General features: G+C 75.3%; 12 protein-coding genes and 2 pseudogenes. 5 read left to right on the top strand and 9 right to left on the bottom strand.

Annotated features, from left to right (window positions below):
- The first annotated feature begins 10 nt into the window (after positions 1 to 10).
- A complete protein-coding gene (locus KJS59_RS23525) occupies positions 11 to 766 on the top strand; it encodes a TVP38/TMEM64 family protein (RefSeq protein WP_376771250.1) in 756 nt (251 codons plus the stop codon).
- 176 nt (positions 767 to 942) lie between these two features.
- On the opposite strand, the gene leuS is transcribed toward KJS59_RS23525, so the two are convergent.
- Entirely contained in the window at positions 943 to 3792 is a 2850-nt protein-coding gene (gene leuS, locus KJS59_RS23520; protein WP_213455140.1) for a leucine--tRNA ligase, read from the bottom strand.
- A 350-nt stretch (positions 3793 to 4142) separates the two neighbouring features.
- Between leuS and KJS59_RS23515 the strand changes: the two genes are divergently transcribed.
- From KJS59_RS23515 to KJS59_RS23505, 3 genes are read left to right on the top strand one after another with little or no spacing between them, the layout of a single operon-like run.
- Positions 4143 to 5204 (top strand): AAA family ATPase, encoded by a 1062-nt coding sequence (locus tag KJS59_RS23515; protein WP_249714774.1) that lies wholly within the window; start codon positions 4143 to 4145, stop codon positions 5202 to 5204.
- A gap of 2 nt (positions 5205 to 5206) precedes the next feature.
- Positions 5207 to 6505: a DUF58 domain-containing protein gene (locus tag KJS59_RS23510; protein ID WP_213455138.1), complete on the top strand. Its 1299-nt coding sequence runs from the start codon at positions 5207 to 5209 to the stop codon at positions 6503 to 6505.
- Positions 6502 to 8964, top strand: a complete 2463-nt coding sequence (locus KJS59_RS23505; protein WP_213455137.1) for a transglutaminase family protein — start codon at positions 6502 to 6504, stop codon at positions 8962 to 8964. The genes KJS59_RS23510 and KJS59_RS23505 overlap by 4 nt, the downstream gene beginning before the upstream one ends.
- A gap of 183 nt (positions 8965 to 9147) precedes the next feature.
- Here the strand turns inward: KJS59_RS23505 and KJS59_RS23500 are convergent, their stop codons facing one another.
- From KJS59_RS23500 to KJS59_RS23460, 8 genes and pseudogenes are all read right to left on the bottom strand, one after another.
- Positions 9148 to 9534: a DUF3040 domain-containing protein gene (locus KJS59_RS23500; RefSeq protein WP_213455136.1), complete on the bottom strand. Its 387-nt coding sequence runs from the start codon at positions 9532 to 9534 to the stop codon at positions 9148 to 9150.
- 82 nt (positions 9535 to 9616) lie between these two features.
- On the bottom strand, positions 9617 to 10924 hold the full coding sequence (locus tag KJS59_RS23495) for a DNA polymerase IV (RefSeq protein WP_213455135.1): 1308 nt from the start codon (positions 10922 to 10924) through the stop codon (positions 9617 to 9619).
- A gap of 9 nt (positions 10925 to 10933) precedes the next feature.
- Positions 10934 to 12109 carry an alkaline phosphatase family protein gene (locus KJS59_RS23490; RefSeq protein WP_213455134.1) on the bottom strand — a complete coding sequence of 392 codons (1176 nt, stop codon included), beginning with the start codon at positions 12107 to 12109 and terminating at the stop codon, positions 10934 to 10936.
- A 152-nt stretch (positions 12110 to 12261) separates the two neighbouring features.
- Positions 12262 to 13002: pseudogene (locus tag KJS59_RS23485) on the bottom strand (methyltransferase domain-containing protein); the annotation flags it as partial.
- Between the two features lie 246 nt (positions 13003 to 13248).
- Complete coding sequence (locus KJS59_RS23480; protein ID WP_376771248.1) at positions 13249 to 16710, bottom strand: error-prone DNA polymerase; 3462 nt, start codon at positions 16708 to 16710, stop codon at positions 13249 to 13251.
- 90 nt (positions 16711 to 16800) lie between these two features.
- Complete coding sequence (locus tag KJS59_RS32445) at positions 16801 to 19290, bottom strand: DNA polymerase Y family protein (protein WP_249714772.1); 2490 nt, start codon at positions 19288 to 19290, stop codon at positions 16801 to 16803.
- A pseudogene (locus KJS59_RS23470) lies at positions 19287 to 19868 on the bottom strand (hypothetical protein); the annotation flags it as partial. The gene KJS59_RS32445 and the pseudogene KJS59_RS23470, both read right to left, overlap by 4 nt.
- Before the next feature lie 597 nt (positions 19869 to 20465).
- A complete protein-coding gene (locus KJS59_RS23460; protein ID WP_249714783.1) occupies positions 20466 to 20873 on the bottom strand; it encodes an SAV_6107 family HEPN domain-containing protein in 408 nt (135 codons plus the stop codon).
- Between the two features lie 587 nt (positions 20874 to 21460).
- On the opposite strand from KJS59_RS23460, the gene KJS59_RS23455 reads away from it, so the two are divergent.
- Positions 21461 to 22423, top strand: a complete 963-nt coding sequence (locus KJS59_RS23455) for a S1C family serine protease (RefSeq protein WP_213455131.1) — start codon at positions 21461 to 21463, stop codon at positions 22421 to 22423.
- Positions 22424 to 22451: the final 28 nt, after the last annotated feature.

Raw genomic sequence — 22451 nt, 5'->3', positions numbered from 1 at the left:
CCCGGTTGCCGTGACCGTGCCGGCCACCCCGGTTGCCGCGCTCGCGGCCGCCCCGGTTGCCGCGGACCAGCGGCGGCGCTCCGCCCGGCGGTTCATCCTCCTGCTCGCCGTCATCGGCGCGCTCGCCGGCGGCGCGTTCCTCGCCCCGATGCCCAGCCTGCGCGAGATCCCCGAGGCCGCCGGCCACCTCGGCCCCGCCGGCCCGGTCATCGCGGTGCTCGGCGGCGCGCTGCTGCTGATCGCGATGGTCCCGCGCACCGCCATCACGCTCGCCACCGGCGCCCTCTTCGGCCCGGTCGGCGGCACCGGCTACGCCCTGGCCGCCACCCTGATCGGCGCGGTCATCGCCTTCGCCCTCGGCCGCCTGCTCGGCCGCGACTTCGTCGCCGCCCGGGTCCGGGGCCGACTGGCGAAACTGGACTCCTGGTTCGAGCGGCAGAGCGTGCTCGGCGTCATCACCGTCCGGCTGCTGCCGATCGGCGGCTTCGGCCTGGTCAGCTACGGCTACGGCACCACCGGCGCGCGCATCCGCCCGTACCTGGTCGGCACCGTGCTGGCCAGCATCCCGTCCACGGTCGGCTACGCCACCGTCGGCGCGGCCGCGGTGAACCCGCACGGCATGAACTGGTTCGGTTTCGCCCCGTCCCTGCTCGGCCTGGTGGCCACCGCCGTCGTCGTCGCGCAGTGGCGGCTCAACCGCCGCCGCACCCACCGCGCCGCCCGGTACCCCGCCGCCCTCACCGCCGCCCAGGTGGTGTCAGGCTGACCGGGTGATCCGGCCGAGGAGTTCCCGAATGAAGAGCGCCTTTCCGCCCCGGCAGGCGGGGCGGTCGTGCCGGTTCGCGGCGGCCAGGTCGCGTTTGACGCGGGCGTATTCGGCGGCGTCGGTGGGCCGGGCGACAAAACGCGGGGCCGCCCCACCGGACGGCCCCGCGTCGAGCGCTACAGGACGATGCTGACCATGCGGTTGGGTACGACGATCACCTTGCGTGGGGCGCTGTCACCGATCTGGTCGGCCACCGCGGCCAGGGCCGCCGAGCGGACCGCCGCCTGGTCGGCGTCGGCGGGGACCGCGACCTTGCCGCGCACCTTGCCGTTCACCTGGATCGGGTAGGTGACCGACTCGGCGACCAGCAGGGCCGGGTCCGGCACCGGGAACGGCTCGTACGCCAGGGAGCCGGCGTGGCCCAGCCGGGACCACAGCTCCTCGGCCAGGTGCGGGGCGAACGGGGACACCATCAGCACCAGCGGCTCGGCGACCTCGCGCGGGGTGGCGGGCAGGCGGGTCAGCGCGTTGGTCAGCTCGATCAGCTTGGCGATGGCGGTGTTGAACCGCAGGTTCTCCAGGTCGCCCCGGACGCCCTCGATGACCCGGTGCAGCACCCGCCGGGTCTGCTCGTCCGCCGGTTCGGCGGTGACCCGCAGTGCGCCGGTGTGCTCGTCGACCACGGCACGCCAGACGCGCTGCAGGAACCGCTGCGCGCCGACCACCGCCCGGGTCTCCCAGGGGCGGGCGACCTCCAGCGGGCCCATGGACATCTCGTACACCCGGAAGGTGTCCGCGCCGTAGGTCGCGCACATCTCGTCGGGGGTGACCACGTTCCTCAGCGACTTGCCCATCTTGCCGTACTCGCGGCGCACCTCGGTGCCGTTGTGGACGTACCGGCCGGCCTCCTCGACGACCTCCTCGGCGGGCACGTAGGCGCCCCGGGCGTCGGTGTACGCGTACGCCTGGATCATGCCCTGGTTGAACAGCTTGTGGAACGGCTCGAAGCTGCTCACGTGGCCCAGGTCGTACAGCACCTTGTGCCAGAACCGGGCGTACAGCAGGTGCAGCACCGCATGTTCGGCGCCGCCCACGTACAGGTCCGCGCCGCCGGAGTCGCCGTCGCGCCGGGGTCCCATCCAATACCGCTCGTTCGCCGGGTCGACCAGCTTCTCGCCGTTGGTCGGGTCCAGGTAGCGCAGTTCGTACCAGCACGAGCCGGCCCACTGCGGCATCACGTTGGTCTCCCGGGTGTACCGCTTGGGCCCGTCACCCAGGTCCAGTTCGACCGTGACCCAGTCGGTGTTGCGGGACAGCGGGGTCTCCGGGTCGGTGTCCGCGTCGTCCGGGTCGAACGTGCGCGGCGCGAAGTCGGCGACCTCGGGCAGCTCGACGGGCAGCATCGAGTCGGGCAGCGCGACCGGCAGGCCGGTCTCGTCGTAGACGATCGGGAACGGCTCGCCCCAGTACCGCTGGCGGCTGAACAGCCAGTCGCGCAGCCGGTACGTGACGGCGCCCCGGCCGTGGCCGCTGGCCTCCAGCCAGTCGATGATCTTCGCCTTGGCGTCGGCGACGCCCAGGCCGTCCAGGAAGCCGGAGTTGATCGCGGGACCGTCGCCGGTGTACGCCTTGCCGTCGAAGCCCTCGGCCGGGCGCACGGTGCGGATGATCGGCAGGTCGAACACCTCGGCGAAGGCCCAGTCCCGCTCGTCCTGGCCGGGGACGGCCATGATGGCGCCGGTGCCATAGCCGGCCAGCACGTAGTCCGCGATGAACACCGGGATCCGCGCGCCGTTGACCGGGTTGGTGGCGTACGCGCCGATGAAGACGCCGGTCTTCTCCTTCGCCTCGGCCGTGCGCTCCGCCTCGGTGCGCCCCGCGGCGAACGCCCGGTAGGCGGCGACCGCGGCGCGCGGGTCGGGGTGGCCCCCGGTCCAGGCCGGCTTCGTGCCGTCCGGCCAGGCGTCCGGAACCAGCCGGTCGACCAGCGCGTGCTCCGGCGCCAGGACCATGTAGGTGGCGCCGAAGACGGTGTCGGGCCGGGTGGTGAAGACCTGGATACTCTGCGTTACCGCCTCGGCGGCGATGGTGAACTTGATGTGCGCGCCGGTGGAGCGGCCGATCCAGTTGCGCTGCTGCAGCTTGATCGGCTCCGGCCAGTCCAGGGTGTCCAGGTCCTCCAGCAGGCGGTCGCCGTACGCGGTGATCCGCATCATCCACTGCTTCAGGTTCCGCTTGAAGACCGGGAAGTTGCCGCGCTCGGACCGGCCGTCGGCGGTCACCTCCTCGTTCGCCAGCACCGTGCCCAGGCCCGGGCACCAGTTCACCGGCGCCTCGGAGACGTATGCCAGCCGCTGGTCGTCGACGATCCGGCGGCGCTCCACCGGGGACAGTTCCGCCCAGGGGCGCCCGTCCGGGGTCCTGCGCATCCCGGAATCGAAGGCGGCGATCAGCTCACCGATCGGCCGGGCCCGGCGCACCCGCGGGTCGTACCAGGCGTTGAAGATCTGCAGGAAGATCCACTGGGTCCACCGGTAGTACTCGACGTCGATGGTCGCGAACGACCGGCGGGTGTCGTACGCCAGGCCCAGCCGGCGCAGCTGGGACCGGTACCGCTCGATGTTGGCCTCGGTGGTCTTGCGCGGGTGGGTGCCGGTCTGCACCGCGTACTGCTCGGCCGGCAGCCCGAACGCGTCGAAGCTCATCGGGTGCAGCACGTTGTACCCGACCATGCGCAGGTACCGGGTGTAGCAGTCGGTGCCGATGTAGCCCAGCGGGTGCCCGACGTGCAGCCCGGCGCCGGACGGGTACGGGAACATGTCCAGCACGAACATCTTCGGCGCGCCCGCCCGCGGGTGGTCCGGTTCGCTGAGCGGGCCGGTCGGGTTCGGCGCCCGGAAGGTCGCGTTCTCCTCCCAGTGGTCCTGCCAGCGCCGCTCGACCTCGTCGGCCATCGCGGCCGTGTAGCGGTACGGCGGGATGTCCGCGGGCGCGGTATCCACCGCCGTCTCGACTGCCTCGCTCATCGTCGTCACTCCAAGTCGTTCGGGGCCGATCGGTGCGTTGGATTTCGAGGGCACAAAAAAGCCCCTCGCTCAGGAGGGGTCGCCGTGCGGTCGCCGGGACTCCGGCGGCGGCACGGCTAGCGAAGGAGCAGGAAGGCCCCGGCCATGTCAGGCAGTCTACCGCGTGCCCGGGCGGGGCGTCGGGGTGGTTCGCGGGTGTCTGGTGGGGGCGGCGTTTCCCGTGTGCCGGGGCTAGCCTGTGGTAACGCGGGTGAAACCACGTGCGGGGCACACCTGGCCGAACTCCCGCGAACCTAACGGCACACCCAGAGACTCATATGGGGCAGCCGGGGGTACGACGAGGAGGGCACGTGACGACAGAGCGCACCTGGGACGAGCTCGGGGAGACCCTGCCCGGCGACGAGTTCCGCGCCGCCACCGACGGCATCGTGGCGAACATCGAGAAGGTGATCGAGGGCAAGACCGCCACGGTGCGGCTCGCGCTCGCCGTCCTGCTCGCCGAGGGTCATCTGTTGATCGAGGACGTCCCGGGCGTGGGCAAGACCAAGCTGGCCAAAGCGCTGGCCAAGTCCATCGACTGCTCGGTGCGCCGGATCCAGTTCACGCCCGACCTGCTGCCCAGCGACGTCACCGGGGTCAGCGTCTACAACCAGGAGACGCACGACTTCGAGTTCAAACCGGGCGCGGTGTTCGCGAACCTGGTGGTCGGCGACGAGATCAACCGGGCCTCGCCGAAGACCCAGTCGGCCCTGCTGGAGTGCATGGAGGAGCGCCAGGTCACGGTCGACGGCACCACCTACGAACTGCGGACGCCGTTCATGGTCGTGGCCACCCAGAACCCGATCGAGATGGAGGGCACCTACCCACTGCCGGAGGCGCAGCGGGACCGGTTCACCGCCCGCATCGCCATGGGGTACCCCGACGCCGGCGCCGAACTCCAGATGCTCGACGTCCACTCCGGCGAGGACCCGCTCACCCAGATCAGCCCGGTCTCCGACGCGGCGACCGTCCGCCGGTTGATCGCCACCGTCCGGGACGTGCACGTGGCGGAGCCGGTCAAGCAGTACGCGGTGAACCTGGTCAACGCCACCCGCGAGGCGCCGGACCTGCGCCTGGGCGCCTCCCCCCGGGCCACCCTCCAGTTGCTGCGCACCGCCCGCGCGGTGGCCGCCCTGGAGGGGCGCGACTTCGTGCTCCCCGACGACCTCCAGGCGCTCGCCGTGCCCGTGCTGGCGCACCGGATCATCCCGACCGCCGACGCGCAGTTGGCCCGGCGCACCACCGACGCGATCGTCGCCGACCTGGTGCACCGGCTGCCCGTCCCCGGCGAGCGGCAGCGTTCCCCGTACGACACCCGGCCACCGGCGCCCGAGGCGGGCGACACCAACCCGTACGACCCGCGGCGGCGCTGACCATGCGCGAGGCGCTGCGGGGGCTCACCACCCGGGGGCGGTCGTTCCTCGCCGCCGCCGCCGCGGCTGCCCTGTCCGCGCTGATCCTCGGCGAGAAGGACCTGCTGCGGGTCGCCGTGCTGCTCGCCGTCCTGCCCCTGCTGGCCGCAAGCTACGTGGGCCGCTCCCGGTACCGGCTGGCCTGCACCCGCACGCTGGAGCCGCACCGGGTGCCGGTCGGCGCCAGCGCCCGCGTGGTGCTGCGGCTGCAGAACATGTCCCGGCTGCCCACCGGCACCCTGCTGCTGGAGGACCGCCTCCCGTACGCGCTGGGCAGCCGCCCCCGGGTGGTGCTGGAGCGGCTCGGCGCGCACCAGGCCAGCTCGGTGGCGTACACGGTGCGGGCGGATGTGCGCGGCCGGTACGAGGTGGGCCCGCTGGTGGTCCGGCTGACCGACCCGTTCGGACTGTGCGAGCTGACCCGCTCGTTCCCCAGCGTCGACCGGCTGACCGTGATCCCGCAGGTGCACCCGCTGCCGCAGGTGCGGCTGGCGGGCGAGTTCGCCGGCACCGGGGAGAGCCGGGCCCGCTCGGTGGCGGTGCACGGCGAGGACGACGCGGCCACCCGCGAGTACCGGCGCGGCGACGACCTGCGCCGGGTGCACTGGCGCTCCACCGCGCGGGTGGGCGAGCTGATGGTCCGCCGCGAGGAGCAGCCGTGGGAGAGCCGCGGCACGGTCGTGCTGGACACGCGCGCCACCGCGCACCGCGGCGAGGGCCCCACCGCGAGCTTCGAGTGGGCGGTATCCGCCGCCGCCAGCGTCGCCGTGCACCTGCGCCAGAACGGCTACAAGCTGCGCATGGTCACCGGCTCCGGCATCGACGTGGACGCCGCCGAGGCGGGCGGCGAGGGCGCCCTGCTGGACCACCTGGCCGACGTCAAGCTGGCCCAGCGGGCGGATCTCGCCGAACTGGTCGAGCGGGTGCGGCACCGCTCCGACGGCGGGTTGATCCTGGCCCTGCTCGGCACGCTGACCGTCCCGGAGGCGGAGTTGCTGGGTCAGCTGCGCGGCAACAACGCCACCTGCGTGGCGTTCCTGATCGACAGCACCAGCTGGCTGAACCTGCCCGACCCGGCCCGCGCCGAGGCCGACCGCGAGCACGGCGCCGCCCGGCTGGCGCTGGTGCACGCCGGCTGGCGGGTCGTCCCGGTGGCGCACGGCGCCAAGCTGCCGGCGCTGTGGCCGCTGGCCGCGCGCGGCCAGCAGGGCTTCGCGGTCCGCGCCGCGCTCGCCGAGACCGTCGCCGGAGGTGTGCGGTGAACTCCCGCCGCAACGTCGGCCTCGTCGCCGCCGCGGCCACCTTCCTCTCCGCCGCGCCGCTGACGTCGATCTTCGAGCAGTGGACCTGGCTGTTCCAGGTCGGCATCACGATCGCCCTGGTTACCGGCGCCGCCACGCTGGCCCGCGCGCTGCGGGCGCCGCTGTCGGCCCAGGTCGGCGCCATGGCCGGCACCCTGCTGCTCGTGCTGACCTGGCTGTTCCCCAGCGGTCACGAGTTCATCGGCGTGCTCCCCTCGGGCGCCACCTTCGACCGGTTCGGTGCCCTGCTCGCCCAGGCGATGGACGACGTGCGCGGCTACGGCATCCCCGTGCCCGACCGCCCCGGCCTGCTGTTCCTGGCGGTCGCCGGGGTCGGTTCGGTCGGCATCGTGGTGGACGTGCTCGCCGTCGGGCTGCGCCGGCCCGCCCTCGCCGGCCTGCCCATGCTGGCGATCTACTCGGTGCCGGTGGCGGTGCACACCGACAGCGTCCCGGCCATCCCGTTCGGCATCGGCTCGCTCGGCTTCCTCTGGCTGCTCGTCACCGACAACGTGGACCGGGTGCGCCGGTTCGGCCGCCGGTTCACCGGCGAGGGCCGGGACGTGGACCTGTGGGAGCCGTCCCCGCTCGCCGCCGCCGGCCGCCGCCTCGCCGTCGTCGGCGTGCTCGCCGCGGTCCTGGTCCCGCTGGCCATCCCCGGCATGACCAGCGGGCTGCTGGACAACGTCGGCGCCGGCGTGGGCGACGACGGCACCGGCGACGGGTCGCCCCGCCCGGGCCCCGGCCGGGTCAACCTGTTCGCCGAGCTGAGCGGCCGGCTGACCCAGAACGACACCTACGACATGGTCCGGGTCAGCACCGACGACCCGGACCCGTACTACCTGCGCTTCGGCGTCGCCGACCAGATCAGCCCGCAGGGCTTCGGCAGCGCCAACCCGCGCGGCCGCTCGCTCGCCGCCGGCCTGTCGGGGCAGGAGACCGAGTTGCGGGTGGCCGGGATCATCGACCAGCGCTGGTCCGCCAGCGTCGAGGTGCTCAACTTCGACGAGCCGTACCTGCCCGTGTACGGGCAGCCGCTCACCATCCGGGGACTGGATTCGGGCTGGCTGTACGACAGCGACCGGCAGGTCGTCTACTCCAACCGGTCGCGCTCGGTCAAGAAGAAGTACCAGTTCACGTACGTGCACCGGCGGTACGACCCGGAGGCGCTGCGGACCTCGAAGCCGCTCGCCCCGGACGACCCCAACCAGCGGTACGCCAACGCGCCCCGGGTCCGGGAGATCTCCGAGTGGGTGCAGAGCCGGGTGGTCAACAAGAACACCGTGTACGACAAGGTCCGCGCCCTCTACGACTCCCTGTCCCCCGAGCGCGGCTTCAAGTACGCGACCACCACGAAGCCCGGCAACTCGCCGAGCGACATCGTGAACTTCCTGACCAACAAGCAGGGCTTCTGCGAGCAGTACGCGTCCGCCCTGGCCTGGCTGGTGCGGGCGGCGGGCATCCCGGCCCGGGTGGCGTTCGGCTTCACCCGGGGCGCCGCGCCGGACAACGGCGTCTACACGCTCACCAACCGCAACCTGCACGCCTGGACCGAGGTGTACTTCGCCGGCTTCGGCTGGGTGCCGTTCGACGCCACCCCGGCCGGTGACGTCTCCGGCTCCGCCCCCTCGGCGTGGGCACCGGACACCCGCGCCCAGGCCGATGTCACGCCGACCGCGGCGGCGCCGAATGGGCCGGTCGAGACCGACGACCCGCGGGCCGACCAGGTCGGCCGGGACGGCGCCCAGGAGGGCGGCAACGCCGGCACGGTGGGGGCAGACCGGACCCCGCCGTGGGTCTGGTGGACCCTGGCCGGGCTGGCGGTCCTGCTGCTCCTGCTCGCCAGCCCGGCGCTGCGCCGCGCGGCGCTGCGCCGCCGCCGCGCCCGCGCCGTCCGCCAGCCGTCCGCCACCGTCCTGTCGGGCACGGGCGGACGCGGCGGCACCGGCGGCGCGGCCGTCACCGTGGACGACGGCGGCGACCGGGCCCGCCGCGAGGCCCACCAGGCGTGGGACGAACTGGTCGACACCCTGATCGACTACCAGTTCCCGGTCGATCCGGCGGAGACCACCCGGGTCACCGCGGAGCGGATCGCCCGGCAGGCCGAGTTGGACCCGCCCGCCGTGGCGGCGGCCCGCCTGCTCGGTCAGGCGGAGGAGCACGCCCGGTACGCCCGGCGGGCGATGCGGGCCGAGGGGTTGGGCGAGGCGGTGGGGACGGTCCGCCGTTCCATCGCCACCCACGTCAGCCGCGGTACGCGCATCCGTGCGGTCCTGCTGCCCCCGTCGGTGCTGCTGAGGTGGCGCACGGCGATGGGCGACGCCTACGCGCGGGTGGTGGGCGTGTTCATCCAGGGCCGCGACGCCGCATCCCGCCTCAACCCGCGCCGCCGTCTCCTGGCCCCCCGCACCTCCCGCTGACCCGTCCCCTGCTCGCCGCGGCCCTGCTCGCCGCGGCCCTGCTCGCCGCGGCCCTGCTCGCCGCGGCCCTGCTCGCCGCGGCCCTGCTCGCCGGGCCCTTGCCGCGGCCGTGGCCAAGCCTCGCCGATGCGCCGCGGAAGTGCGGGCGGCGGGCGGTGCTGGGGAGGGAGGGGTGGGGCTGGGTTAGCGGTGGCCTTCGGGGCGCTGGCGCCAGCGCTCCTCAAGCCGGTCGATCAGCGACATCCGGCGCGGCTGCCGGGTGCGGCGGGAGGCGGTGCCGCCCACCACGTGCAGGTCCGGGGCCTGCGCCTTACGGTGCGACTGCATCGCGAAGGCGGCGGCGCCGAGCATCACCACGAATCCGGCCACGCCCAGCAGCGGGCTGGCCTGCACGGTGCCGTAGACAACCAACGCGAGCCCTGCGACTATCACACCGGCAGCGACGAGCAGGCGACGGCGCGCGTGGAAGCGCGGGTCGCTGGCGCGCACCGCCGAGGCGAACTTCGGGTCCTCGGCAAGCGACCGCTCGATCTGCTCGAACAGCCGCTGCTCGTGCTCCGAGAGCGGCACGGCACTCCTCCCCGGTCACACCCAGGTCGGCCCGTTCGGGCCGAATCGACCGTGGCAGCCAGTCGACTGCTTACCCGCCAGTCTACGAGGGCGTTCGCGGGTCGGAAAGCGGGACGACCGACGCTCCGGTCGGTTTTTCCTTTCCGTGCCGCCGTGCGGGACCCGGGGGGTCGCCCAGGAGGCTGGCCGGGCGCACCACGGATCGACCAAATCGGGCGGCTGCGGCGTCCGCGGCGGCCTCGGCCTCGCGCCAGCCGCGCTCCGGCGCACCCAGCGTGGGCTGCCGGAACGTGCTGCGCTCGTCGGACAGGTTCTCCATCCGGACGCCGAGCAGCCGGACCCGCTGCCCGGGCGAGAGGATCCGGAACAGGTCCCACGCGGTGTCGAATATCTCCCGGGCCACATCGGTGGCCGTGGCCAGCGTGCGGGACCGGGTGAGCGTGCGGAAGTCGGTGAGCCGCACCTTGATCGATACCGTCCGCCCAACCTGGCCGGCGCGGCGCAACCGGACGCCCACCTTGTCGGAGAGGGCGAGCAGGGTGCGGCGCAGCGCGTCCGGGTCGGCGATGTCGGTGTCGAAGGTGGTCTCCGCGCCGATCGACTTCTCCACCTGCTCCGGGGTGACCCGGCGCGGATCCCGCCCCCGGGCAAGCTCCACCAGATGGGCGGCGGCGGCCTCGCCGAGCGCGGAGCGGATCATCGCGGGCGGGGCGTGCGCCACATCGCCGACCGTGCGCAGGCCGAGCCGGGCCAGCACCTCGGCCGCCCGCTCCCCCACCCCCCACAGCGCGGCGACCGGCAGCGGGTGCAGGAACTCCAGGACCCGGCCGGCCGGGACGACGATCAACCCGTCCGGCTTGGCGCGGGTGGAACCGAGCTTGGCCACGAACTTCGTCGGGGCCACCCCGACCGAGCAGGTGATGCCCTGCTCGGCGGCGACCCGGGCGCGGATCGCGGCGGCGATCTCGGCGGGGCGGCCGAGCAGCCGACGGGCGCCGGCGACGTCCAGGAACGCCTCGTCCAACGAGAGCGGCTCGATCAGCGGCGTGACCTCCCGGAAGATCTGCATCACCGCACGCGAGGCGGCCGAATACCGCGCGAAGTCGGGCGGCAGGAACACGGCGTGCCGGCAGAGCGCCCGGGCCCGGGCGGTGGGCATCGCGCTGCGCACACCGTACCGGCGGGCCTCGTAGCTGGCGGAGGAGACGACACCGCGCGGGCCGACGCCGCCGACCACGACGGGCCGGCCCCTCAGCTCCGGGCGGCGGCGCACCTCGACCGAGGCGAAGAACGCGTCCATGTCGACGTGCAGGATGCAGCTTCCGGAATCGTCGGCGTCGGGCCCGAACCCCTCGGAACCGCCTCGCGGCACGGCCTGACTCCTACCCACCCCCGCAGGCTAGCCTCCACCACCGACATTCCCCGGCACGCTCCACAGCGGCACGAGCATCTCCGCCGCCGTGTACGACCCGTGGTACGCGACCAGCCGCGATATGACCTCCGGCTCGGTGCCGGTGGAGAGCACCGCATACCGGTCGTGGCAGGCGACCACCACGTCGCCGACCCGGCTCAGGTGCTCCTCGCGGACCGGCCCGAACCAGCCGGCGGCGACCGCCTCCTCCCGGCTGGCGACCCAGGCGGCGCCGCCCAGCACGGCACGCCAGGTGGCGATCACATCCCCGGCCGCGCCGGGCTCGACGTGCAGGTACCGCACCCGGGGCTCGCCGGCGACGACCCGCACCCCGGAGCGCAGCCGCGGGTCGGCGGCCAGGTCGAACCGGCTCCCGGGCGGGATGTTGAGCTGCCCGTGGTCGGCGGTGACCAGCAGCACCGCGTCCGGCGGCAACCCGGCGACGAGCCGGTCGAGCAGGGTGTCCAGGCCGGCGACCGCGGCGTGCCACTCGGGCGAGTCCACCCCGTAGAGGTGGCCGTCCCGGTCCACGTTCGGGTGGTAGCCGTAGACGAGGGCGGGCCCGTCCGCGGCGGCGAGGGCGGCGAGCATCTCGTGGGCGAGCGCCGGCAGGTCCGGCGCGTCGGCGTGGGTGGCGCCCCGGTAGGCCGAGACGCTGAGGCCGCTGCCCGCGAACTCGGGGCGGTTGACCACGGTCACCGCCACGCCGGCCGCCGCGGCCCGCTCGAACTGGGTGGTGACCGGCTGCCAGGCCAGCGGATCGGGGTCGCCCCACCAGTTGATGTGGTTGAGCACCCGGGTCGTGCCGGGCACGTTCACGGTGAAGCCGATCAGGCCGTGCTCGCCGGGGCCCGCTCCCGTGCCGATCGAGGCCAGGCTGGTCGGCGTGGTGGAGGGGAAGCCGCTGGTCAACTCGGTCAGCGTGCCGAGCCGCCCGGCGAGCGCGTCGGCCAGCACCGGGGAGTGCGGGGCGGCCAGCGGCAGCGTGCGACTGCCGAGCCCGTCCACGAGCAGGACCGCCACCCGGCGCACCGGGCCGGCCCGGGCGGCCAGGCCCAGCGCGTCGGCGGCGCCCGGCACGCCGAGGAGCGCGAGCGCGCCGGGCAGCACGTCGGCCAGGCTGCCCACCCCGTACCGCGGCCGGACCGTCTCCAGCAGCGTCATGCCGGCTTGCCGGCCGCACCGGCGGCGCCCGCGCCGTCAGCGGTCCCGTCAACCGCGGCGGCGGTGGGCGGCACCGCGGTGGAGGGCGCGACGCCGGGCGGGGCGACGCCGGTGGCCGGGAAGGCGCCCGGCAGCCGCTCCTCGTCCGACGGGCGGCGGGCGAGCAGGTGCAACTGGGTGGCGACGTCCCGGTACGGGGAGATCGAGGACGCCGCGAGTTCCAGCGCGAGCAGCCCGTCCGGGTTGGCGTCCGCGACGGCGGCGGGCACCAGGTCCGCCACCACCCGCACGCCGTGGCTCTCCTCCACCGCCAGCCCCGCACCCAGCAGCAGCGCGGCCGCGCTGCCCGCGTCGAAACGGCGGCGCAGCGTGTCCTTCAGCCCGACCCGCCCCTCCGGATCACGCAGCAGCGTGGCGGCCACCTCGAGGTGACCGCTCATCGCCCGGGAGAGCACCGCCGCGGCCCGGTTCGCCACCAGCACGCTGGCCGCGCCGCCCGGACGCAGCAGCGCCGCGAGCGCGGTCACCACCTCCACCGGCCGGTCCACCACCTCGAGTACCGCGTGGCACAGCACCAGGTCGACGCTGCCCGGCGCGGCGAGGCCGCCGAGCGCGTCCGCGTCGCCCTGCACGGCGCGGACCCGCTCCGCCACCCCGGCCTCCGCCGCCCGCCGGGTCAGCGCGGCGAGCGCGTCCGGGCTGGCGTCCACCACGGTCACCCGGTGCCCGGCCTCGGCCAGCGGCACGGCGAACCCGCCCGTGCCGCCGCCCACGTCCATGATCTCCAGCGGCCCGCCGCCGCGCCGCTGCAACTCGCGTTCCAGGACGGCCCACACGACGGCGGTCCGCGGGGCGGCGTGCGGCCCGGCAACCCGGGCGGGTGTGCGCTCCACGGTGGGGAGCCTATTCCACCGCCCGCTTCCGCATCGCCTGGAACTCCGGCCGGGCCGGCCAGGCCCCGCCCGGCCGATGGTGGCGATCCCCTCACCATCGCCTCCCGTTCGCGGCGCCAGCCCCGCGGCGCCGCCGCGCGGCGCCCAGCCCGCGCCGCCAGCCCCGCGGCATCAGCCCCGCGGCGCCGCCTCGCAGGCTTACGCCGTCAGCCTGCGGCACCGCCTCGCGGCGCCGGCCTCGCGGCGTCAGCGGAAGTCGCGGGAGGGCGGGCGGACCGGCGGGGTGATCTCGTCGAGGTGGTCGGCCGTGAGGTTGACCACGCCGTGGTGCCGCTCCAGCCGGCCGCGCACGATCAGCGCCGAACTGGTCCGGGCCACCCTGCGGAAACGCTGCCAGAGCCCCGGCGAGCAGGTGACGTTCAGCATGCCGGTCTCGTCCTCGAGGTTGAGGAACGTGATCCCGCCCGCGGTCGCCGGCCGCTGCCGGTGCGTGACGATCCCGCCGACCCGCACCCGCCGCCCGTGCTCCACCCGGCCGAGCCGCCCGATCGGCACCGCGCCGACCGCGTCCAGTTGGGCGCGGATGAACTGGGCCGGGTGGCTCTCCGGGGACAGGCCGGTCGCCCACACGTCCGCCATCAGCCTGTCCACGTCGTCCATGCCGGGCAGGGTCGGCGGCGGGCGGGTCGCGCCGGACGTGCCGGGCAGCCGGTCCGGGCGCTCCCCCGCCGCGGCGCCGGCCGCCCACAGCGCCTGCCGGCGGGTCAGCCCGAAACCGGCGAACGCGTCCGCGGTGGCCAGCGCCTCCAGGTGCGCCGTGCTCAGCCCGGCCCGCCGGGCCAGGTCGCCCAGGTCCGCGTACGGGCCGTTGGCGCGCCGCTCGTCCTCGATCCGCTGGGCCACCTCCTCGCCGAGAGTGCGCACGCCGGACAGCCCCATCCGGACCGCCGGCCCGCCCAGCCCCCACCGGTGCGGCGGCTCACCGGGCTCGCTGCCCCACCGGGTCGCCGGGGTGGACTCCAGGACGGCCTTCGCGTCGCTGGCGTTGATGTCCGGACGGCGCACCTCCACGCCGTGCCGGCGGGCGTCGTCCACCAGCGTCTGCGGCGAGTAGAACCCCATCGGCTGCGCGTTCAGCAACGCCGCGCAGAACGCCGCCGGGTGGTACCGCTTCAGCCACGAACTGGCGTACACCAGGTACGCGAAGCTCATCGCGTGGCTCTCCGGGAAGCCGTAGCTGGCGAAGGCGGCCAGCTTCCGGTACACGTCGTCGGCCAACTCGCCGGTGATGCCGCGCTCCGCCATCCCGGCGTAGAGCCGCTCCCGGATCGCCGCCATCCGCTCGGTGGACCGCTTGGACCCCATCGCCCGGCGCAACCGGTCCGCCTCCGCCGGGGTGAACCCGGCCACGTCGATGGCCAACTGCATGAGCTGCTCCTGGAACAGCGGCACGCCCCTGGTCTTCTCCAGCGCGTTGCGCATCAGCGGGTGCGGGAACGTCACCGGCTCCAGCCCGTTCTTGCGGCGGATGAACGGGTGCACCGAGCCGCCCTGGATCGGCCCCGGCCGGATCAGCGCCACCTCCACCACCAGGTCGTAGAAGCACTCCGGCTTCAGCCGGGGCAGGGTGGCCATCTGCGCGCGGCTCTCCACCTGGAACACGCCCACCGAGTCCGCCCGGCAGAGCATGGCGTAGACCTCCGGGTCGGTCAGGTCCATCGAGCCGATGTCCAGGTCGAGCTGGATCATGTCGTACGCGTAGTGCAGCGCCGACAGCATGCCCAGCCCCAACAGGTCGAACTTGACCAGCCCGACGGTGGCGCAGTCGTCCTTGTCCCACTGCAGCACCGAGCGGTTCGCCATCCGCGCCCACTCGACCGGGCACACCTCCACCACCGGCCGGTCGCAGATCACCATGCCGCCGGAGTGGATGCCCAGGTGCCGCGGGAACGTCTGCAACTCGTTCGCGTACTCGATGACGTGCGCCGGAATCTCGTCCGCGTCGACCGCCGCGATGCTCCCCCAGCGGTCGATCTGCTTGCTCCACGCGTCCTGCTGGCCCGGGGAGAAGCCGAACGCCTTGGCGATGTCCCGCACCGCCGACCGCGGCCGGTACGAGATCACGTTCGCCACCTGCGCCGTGTGCCGCCGGCCGTAGGTCTCGTAGACGAACTGGATGACCTCCTCCCGCCGGTCCGACTCGATGTCCACGTCGATGTCCGGCGGTCCGTCCCGCTCCGGCGCCAGGAACCGCTCGAACAGCAGCCCGTGCCGCACCGCGTCCACATTGGTGATCCCCAGCGCGTAGCAGACCGCCGAGTTCGCCGCCGAGCCGCGACCCTGGCAGTAGATGTTCTCCCGCCGGCAGAACTCCACGATCTGGTGGACCACCAGGAAGTACCCGGGAAACTCCAGCTCCTCGATCATGCTCAGCTCGTACTCGAGCTGCCGGTACGCCTGCGGGTGCGCCTCCGGCGGCCCGTACCGGCGCAGCGCGCCCGCCATGGTCAGCTCCCGCAGCCAGGTCATCTCGGTGTGCCCCGGCGCCACCGGGAAGTCCGGCAGCTTCGGCGCGACCAGGTTCAGGTCGAACGCCAACTGCGCCCCGTACCGCGCGGCCCGCGCCACCGCACCCGGGTACGCCGCGAACCGGGCCGCCATCTCCGCACCGGAACGCAGGTGCGCGGTGGCGGCGCCCGGCAGCCAGCCGTCGATCTCGTCCAGCGACCGCCGCGCCCGCACCGCCGCCAGCGCCGTCGCCAGCCGCCGACGCCCCGGCGCCGCGTAGTGCACGTTGTTCGTGGCGACCGTCGGGAGGTCTTTGGCCTTCGCCAGTTCCGCCAGCGCGTCGTTGCGCTCGCCGTCGAGCGGATCGCCCTGATCGATCAGCTCCACGGCCACGTTCTCCGCCCCGAACACCGCGGTGAGCCGCTCCAACTCCCGCGCCGCCCCGGTGACCCCCTGGGTGAGCAGCGCACCCGGCACCAGCCCCTTGCGGCACCCGGTCAGCACCAGCGCGTGGTCCTTCAGGTCCTCGGCCACCCGGTGCAGGTCGTACACCGGCCGCCCCTCCTCGCCGCCGGCCAGTTGCCCCTCCGAGATCACCCGCGACAGCCGCACGTACCCCTCCGGCCCGTGCGCCAGCACCAGCAGGTGCCGCCCGAGCGGGTCCGGCTCCCCGTTCTGCGGACCGGGCAGCCCCAACGACAGCTCCGCCCCGAAAATCGTCGGCAGCTCCAGCGCCCGCGCCGCCTCCGAGAACCGCACGATCCCGTACAGCCCGTCATGATCGGTGATCGCCAACCCGGTCAGCCCCAACCGGGTCGCCTCCTCCGCCAACTCCTCCGGGTGGCTCGCCCCGTCCAGGAAACTGAAGTTCGTGTGACAGTGCAGCTCAGCGTAGGGCACGGCGCCGGCGGGACGCCGCACCGGCGCGCGGCGGTACGGCTGCCGCTTCCGGCTCCAAGCCGGCGAGTCACCCCCGTCCGCGTCGATCGCCAGCGGATCGACGACGTACGGCCGCTCGCCACCGCCCTGCTCACCGCCCTGCTGACCCCGGCCGTTCCGACCACTGCCGGCGCCTTGACCACCGCCGTAGCCGCCGCCGTGGCCGCCGTGGCCGCCGCTGCCGCCACCGTGGCCGCCGCTGTGGTCGCTGAGCGTCCGCTCCAGCTCTGACCATGGGATGTCCGGATTGTTGAAACCCACGCCGCCTCTCCCGTGCTGCCTTCCCACCCACACCTCTACGTGTGCCTTCGCCCCGGGAAGCGCGTTCCCGTACCAAGATTTGGCTCGGTGTCAGTCGTAGACGGCCTCGATGTGCCAGGAACCGGCGGAGACGCCCAGCAGCAGCGCTCGCCCGTCCGCCAGCCCGACCTGAAACCGCGCGCCCCGCCGCGCCTCGGCCGGCGCCCACCAGCGCTCGTCCACCGGCCACGGCCCGGTCCACGCGACGATCCCGATCACCCGCCCCGACCCCAGCACCACCCGGCACGGTGGCCCGCTGACCGCCAGTCGCGCGCTCACCCGCACGGTCTCGCCGGCATCGTCCTCCACCTGTACCGGCAGCGCGGATAGGAGCACCGCCGCGGGCGCCGGTGGCGGGGGCCGACCCGGCCAGGGCGGCACCGGCGGCGACACCGCCCGCCGACTCCCGCGCCCCGACGCCCTACCGCCGCCCGCCCCACCGTTCGCGCGCGCCGCTCCCGCGCTACTCGGGCCGGTGACCTGCCCAGCAACCGGCGGCAGCACTTCCGCCCGGGACCGGCCCGCTGCCGCCGCACCATCGGCGCTCGGGTCCGTCGAGGGGTCCAGGCCCTCCGCGCCGCCCTCAGCACCCCCCGCGCCGCCATTTACGCCCACAGCGCCGCCACCCGGCACCGCCGCACCGCTCAGGCCCACACCACCCCGCACGCCACCTGCCGCACTGCCGCCCAGCTCCGCTGCCCCATCGCTCAACTCCGCAGGCGCACCCGGGCGTACTGCGCCACCCGCCGCGCCGCCGCCCAGCTCCGCTGCCCCATCGCTCAGCTCCGCAGGAGCACCCGAGCGTGCTGCACCACCCTCAGCGCCGCCGCTCAGGCGGGCAGGCGCGTCCGTGCGCCCCGCAGCCGGTAACGGCGTGCCCTCGCCGCTCGGGCTCCCGGGGCCACCCACGCGCGCCGCACCACCCTCAGCGCCCGGTGCACCATCCGTGCACGGCGCTGCGGCAGCACCCGCCGGGGGCCGCGCGACCCGCACCTCCTCTGTGGACGATGTGCTCTCCCGGACCAGCGTCGGGCGGAATCCCGCGTCCGGACCACCGGCGCCGCCGCCCGCGACGGCGGTCAGCCGCGGCCGGTCGCCGTGCTGCCGCTCGGGCTCCGCCGCCTCCGGGTCCGGCTGTGGCTCCATGTCCGGCGGCTCCGTCTCCGGCGGCTCCGTCTCCGGCGGCTCCGTCTCCGGCCGGGGCTCGGGCTCGCCGGCCGTGACCAGGCGCAGGGGGACGCGCTCCGGGGGCGCCTCGTCCGGGTCCTCGGGGGAGGTGTAGCCGACCGGCCAGGTGGTCGGCTCGCCGGGGCGGGCGGGGGTGCGCTCGTCGCCCCAGGGGATCAGGTGTGCCTGGGCGGCGGGGCCGCGACCGCCGCCGAGGACCGCGGTGAGCACCGCCTCGGGGCCGAGGATGCCCTGGACGCGGCTGAGCGCCCGGTGGGCGCGCTCGCGTTCGGCGCCCGTCTCGCCCCACAGGCCGGGTTGCAGCCCGACGTGGGCGAGCACCCCGTCGGGGACCAGGGTGAGGCGGATGATCCCGGCGGTCGGGCGGGTGGGACGGGAGCCCGCCGCGCCGGGGCGGTGGCTACCGGAGAGCCAGCCGTCCAGTTGCCAGCGGACCCGGTCGACGATGGCGGCGGCGGTGAGCCGGCCGTCGTGCCGCCAGACGCGGTGCAGTTCCTGGCCGTCCCCGGTGACCGCCTCGATGCCCAGGCGGGTGCAGGCCAGGCCGTACCCGGCGAGGGTGGTGTGCAGCCGCTCGGCGAGCGCGCGGGCGGCGAAGGCGGCGGCGTCCACGCGCAGCAGCGGCTCGTCGTACGTGTCGGTGACGACCAGGTCGGGCGGGGCCTGGCGGGGGGCGAGTGGGCGGTGGTCGTGGCCGCCGGCCAGGCGGTGCGCCAGGGCGGCGTCGAAGCCGAACCGGGCCAGCACGTCCGCGCCGGACAGTGCGGCGAAGTCACCGAGCGTGCGCACGCCCAGCCGACGCAGCAGGTCCGTCAATGGTGGACGGTCCAGCGCGGTGACGTCGATGCCGGCGAGGAACTCGGGGGTGCCGCCGGGCGGGACGATCCGCCCGGCGCGGGCGGCGAGGTCGGCGGCGAACAGGCCGTCCGCGATGCCGACCTGGCTTTCCACCGCGCAGGTCTGCGCGATGTGCTCGACGATCCGTTCGGCGGCCGCCTCCTCGCCGCCGAAGTACCGGGCCGGGCCGCGGGCGACCAGTGCGCAGGCGCCGGGGCGCACCACCGCCACCCCGGCGGCGACCTGTTCGACGGCGGCCACGACCCCCTCGAACGCGCGGGCGTCCCGGCCGGGGTCGTGCTCGACCACGGTCAGCCGGGTGCACCGGCTCTGCGCCTCCCGCTTGCGCAGCCCGCGCCGGATCCCCTCGGCGCGGGCGGCCTGGGAGCAGGCGACCACCCGGTTCGCGTGCAGGACGGCGACCGGCGTGTGCGCCGGCACACCCTCGACGATCTCGGCGGCGACCACGGGCCAGTCCGGGCACCAGACCAGCAGCGTGCGGACGGGCCGGCTCACAGCGCACCCACTCGGTGGACCGCGGTCGCGGCCGGCGCGCCACCACCGGCCCCCGCCCCGGGGCCGAAGCCGTGCGCGGCCCGGGGCAGCCAGAGCCGGACCTGCTTGGGGCGGGCGGCGGCGCCGCGGCCGCGGGCGCAGACGGTGACCGCCCGCCGGCGGAGCCGGCCACGCCCCTGCCCGAGCCCCTCCCAGGCGGCGTTCAGCACCTGGAGGGTGACGTCCGCGCCGGTCCAGCCGCCGAACGGGACCAGCACCGCGCCGCGCTGCCGGGCCCGGGCGGCCAGCCGGGCGGTGACCGCCGGGGCGACCGCGCCCGGGACGGCGACGACCACCACGTCCAGCCCGTCGATGAGCGCGGCGACCACGGTGGCCCACTCGGGGCCGGGGTTGGGGACCAGGGCGAGCCGGTCCAGCGCGATGCCGAACTCGGCGGCGGCGACCGCGCCGAGGGTGGGCACGCCGACGACGGCGCACCAGGAGCCGGCCCGGGACGCCTCGGCGAGCAGCGCGAGCAGCAGCGAGGACGCGCCGCCCGGCGCCGCCGGCAGCGGGTCGGCGGGGGTGGCGCCGCGCCGGCCCTTCGGCCCCGCGGCCCCCCGGGAGCGTGCCTCACCCGCGTGTGGGTCGGGGCCGGGGCCAAGGCCGGGGCCGGGACCGGGACCGGGGCCAGGGCCGGGGTCGGGGCCGGCGAGGCGGGAGGCGGCGCGACCGGAGCCAGCGAGACCAGGACCAACAAGACCAGAGCCAACAAGACCAGGACCAGCAAGACCAGGGCTAGCGGGGTGGGAGCTAGTGGGGTCGGGGCCGGCGTGCTCAGGGCCGGCCCCGACCGCGCCGGGGGCGGTGGGGTTCGGGGCGGTGGAGGTGGGGGCGTCGGCCCGCGCCGGGGCGCCGGTGCCGGGCAGCACGGCCACCGTGGCGCCCCGGCGCAGGCCGCGTCCGGGGAGCAGCGGCCGCAGCTCGGGCAGGACGGGCAGCATCCGGTCGGTGCCGCCGCCCGCCGCGTCCGCCCCCGTGCCGGTCGCGGCGCCGCCCAGCTCGCTGGCCGGGCGCAGCAACCCCGCCAGGGCTGCGGAACGCACCGCTGCCAGCCCTGACATGGCCACTCCCGCCCCCGGACGAACTCGTGCGATGGTGCTTGATCGCGCTGACGTGCTGTGCCGTGCCGCCGGTCAGGCGGCGACGCCGTCCAGCGTGGGCTGGTGCGCCACCCCGAGGGCGACCTCGATCACGGCCACGAACTGCTCGGCGGCGCGCAGCAGGTCGTCCGCCTCGCGGGTGGTGACCACCCGGGGGATGCCGGCCTCGGCGGCGGCCCGCTTGGCCGCGCCCAGGGCGAAGAACGTGGCCCACTCGCCCAGCTCCGGCGCGACCCGCACGAGCAGCTCCCAGACGCTGGTCACCCGGTTGCGGCGGGCGGGCACCGGGCGGGCGCGGGCGGAGAGCATGGCGGCCGCGGCACGCAGGGCGGCCAGGTGCGCGGCGGCGTAGCGGAGCCCGTCCGGGCGGGTCAGCGCCGCCTCGGCCAGCCCGCGGCGGGCCAGCAGCAGCAGTTCGACGGGGGTGCGGTGGGGCAGCATGTGCGCCGGTACCGCGGGCGCCGACGGGTCGCCGGTGGCCGTGGACACCGTGGCTGTCACGGTGGCCGTCACGGGGGCCTTAATGCTGGACATCGGGCTGTCTCCTCCGCGTTGCCTGTACGCCGGTGTGTGGTGCCGGTTCCGGCGAGACCGCTGGGGCTCGCCGCTGCGGGGGAAGGCGCAGCAGCCCGACGGCCGGGCGTGGAGCTTCCCCACGCCACACCCGACCGGCGGGGCCGGCTGGGCCACCGCCCGCCGCCCGGGGGTCGGGAGGGCGGCGAACGGCGGTCCTGCCTGTGGTCCGGACTCGCGAGGCCCGGGCCGTGAACCCTCCGGGCGGCGCGCCGCGAATCGCTCCGCCCGGGGCGGAACCCCTGTCCGCGGCTCGAACAGCGGGCCCCTTCCGTTCGAACAACCGTTCGAACGTGTCCCCCACAGTAAACCCCGGGTACGACAAAACCGCAACGCCCCGCCCGTCACCCACAAAGGGGCAGCTCAGAAGGGGTACGCCGGCGTGGCGCGGCGCGTACAGCACAGTCACAGCCGGCGCTAAGCCAGGCCCGAACTCACGGAGGCACCGTCAAGACATGACCGAGATGAACTCCTCCCCCAGCGGTACCGCACAACTCGAGCGCCCCGCGTACCCCTACGGGTGGCAACCGCCCCTCCCGCCGCCGGCCCCGCCCGCCGGGCCGGCCGGCCCGTTCGGCACGCCCGGTACACCCCGCGGGCCCCGCCGGAGCGCGATGATGGCGGCCGTGGTCGCCCTGGTGCTCGCCGGCGGCGTCACGGGCGGCGTCACCGTCGCCGCCTGGGACCGCGCCACCGGCACCGCCGCCACCACGACCGCCGCCACGGCCCCCGCCGCGACCGTCGACGCCGACACCACGCTCAGCGGCGTCGCGGCCCGGCTCGCACCCAGCGTGGTCACGATCAAGGTCAGCGGGCAGGACGGCGCGGACCTCGGCTCCGGCGTGGTGCTCAGCACCGACGGCCTGATCGTCACCAACGCGCACGTCGTCTCCTCGGGCGACACCTCCCCGGGCCGCGTCTCCTCGGGCGGCACGATCACCGTGACCCTGTCCGACGGCACCACCCTGCCCGCCACGCTGGTCGGCGCGAGCACCAGCGCGGACCTGGCGGTGCTGCGGGTCAGCGGCGCCCGGAACCTGACCCCGGCGACCCTCGGGGACAGCGACGCGCTCCAGGTCGGTGACACGGTGCTGGCGTTCGGCAGCCCGCTCGGCCTGTCCGGCTCGGTGACCTCCGGGATCGTCTCCGCGCTGCACCGCGACACGGCGTCCGACTCCGGCGGCGGCGCGCAGCGGACCTCCCTGGGCAGCGGCACCGCCGGCGACATGATCCAGACCGACGCCGCGATCAACGCCGGCAACTCCGGCGGCCCGCTGGTGGACACCGCCGGCCGGGTGGTCGGCATCGACACCGCCATCGCCACCACCGGCCAGGACAGCGGCAACATCGGCGTCGGCTTCGCCATCCCGGTCAACACGGTCAGGACGGTCGTGGAGCGGCTCATCCAGAACGGCTAGCCGGTGGTTGACCCGGTGGCCGGACCGT

This window comes from Rhizomonospora bruguierae, assembly GCF_018397995.1.
Lineage (GTDB): Bacteria > Actinomycetota > Actinomycetes > Mycobacteriales > Micromonosporaceae > Rhizomonospora > Rhizomonospora bruguierae.
This window is presented reverse-complemented; position numbering and strand designations above follow the sequence as displayed.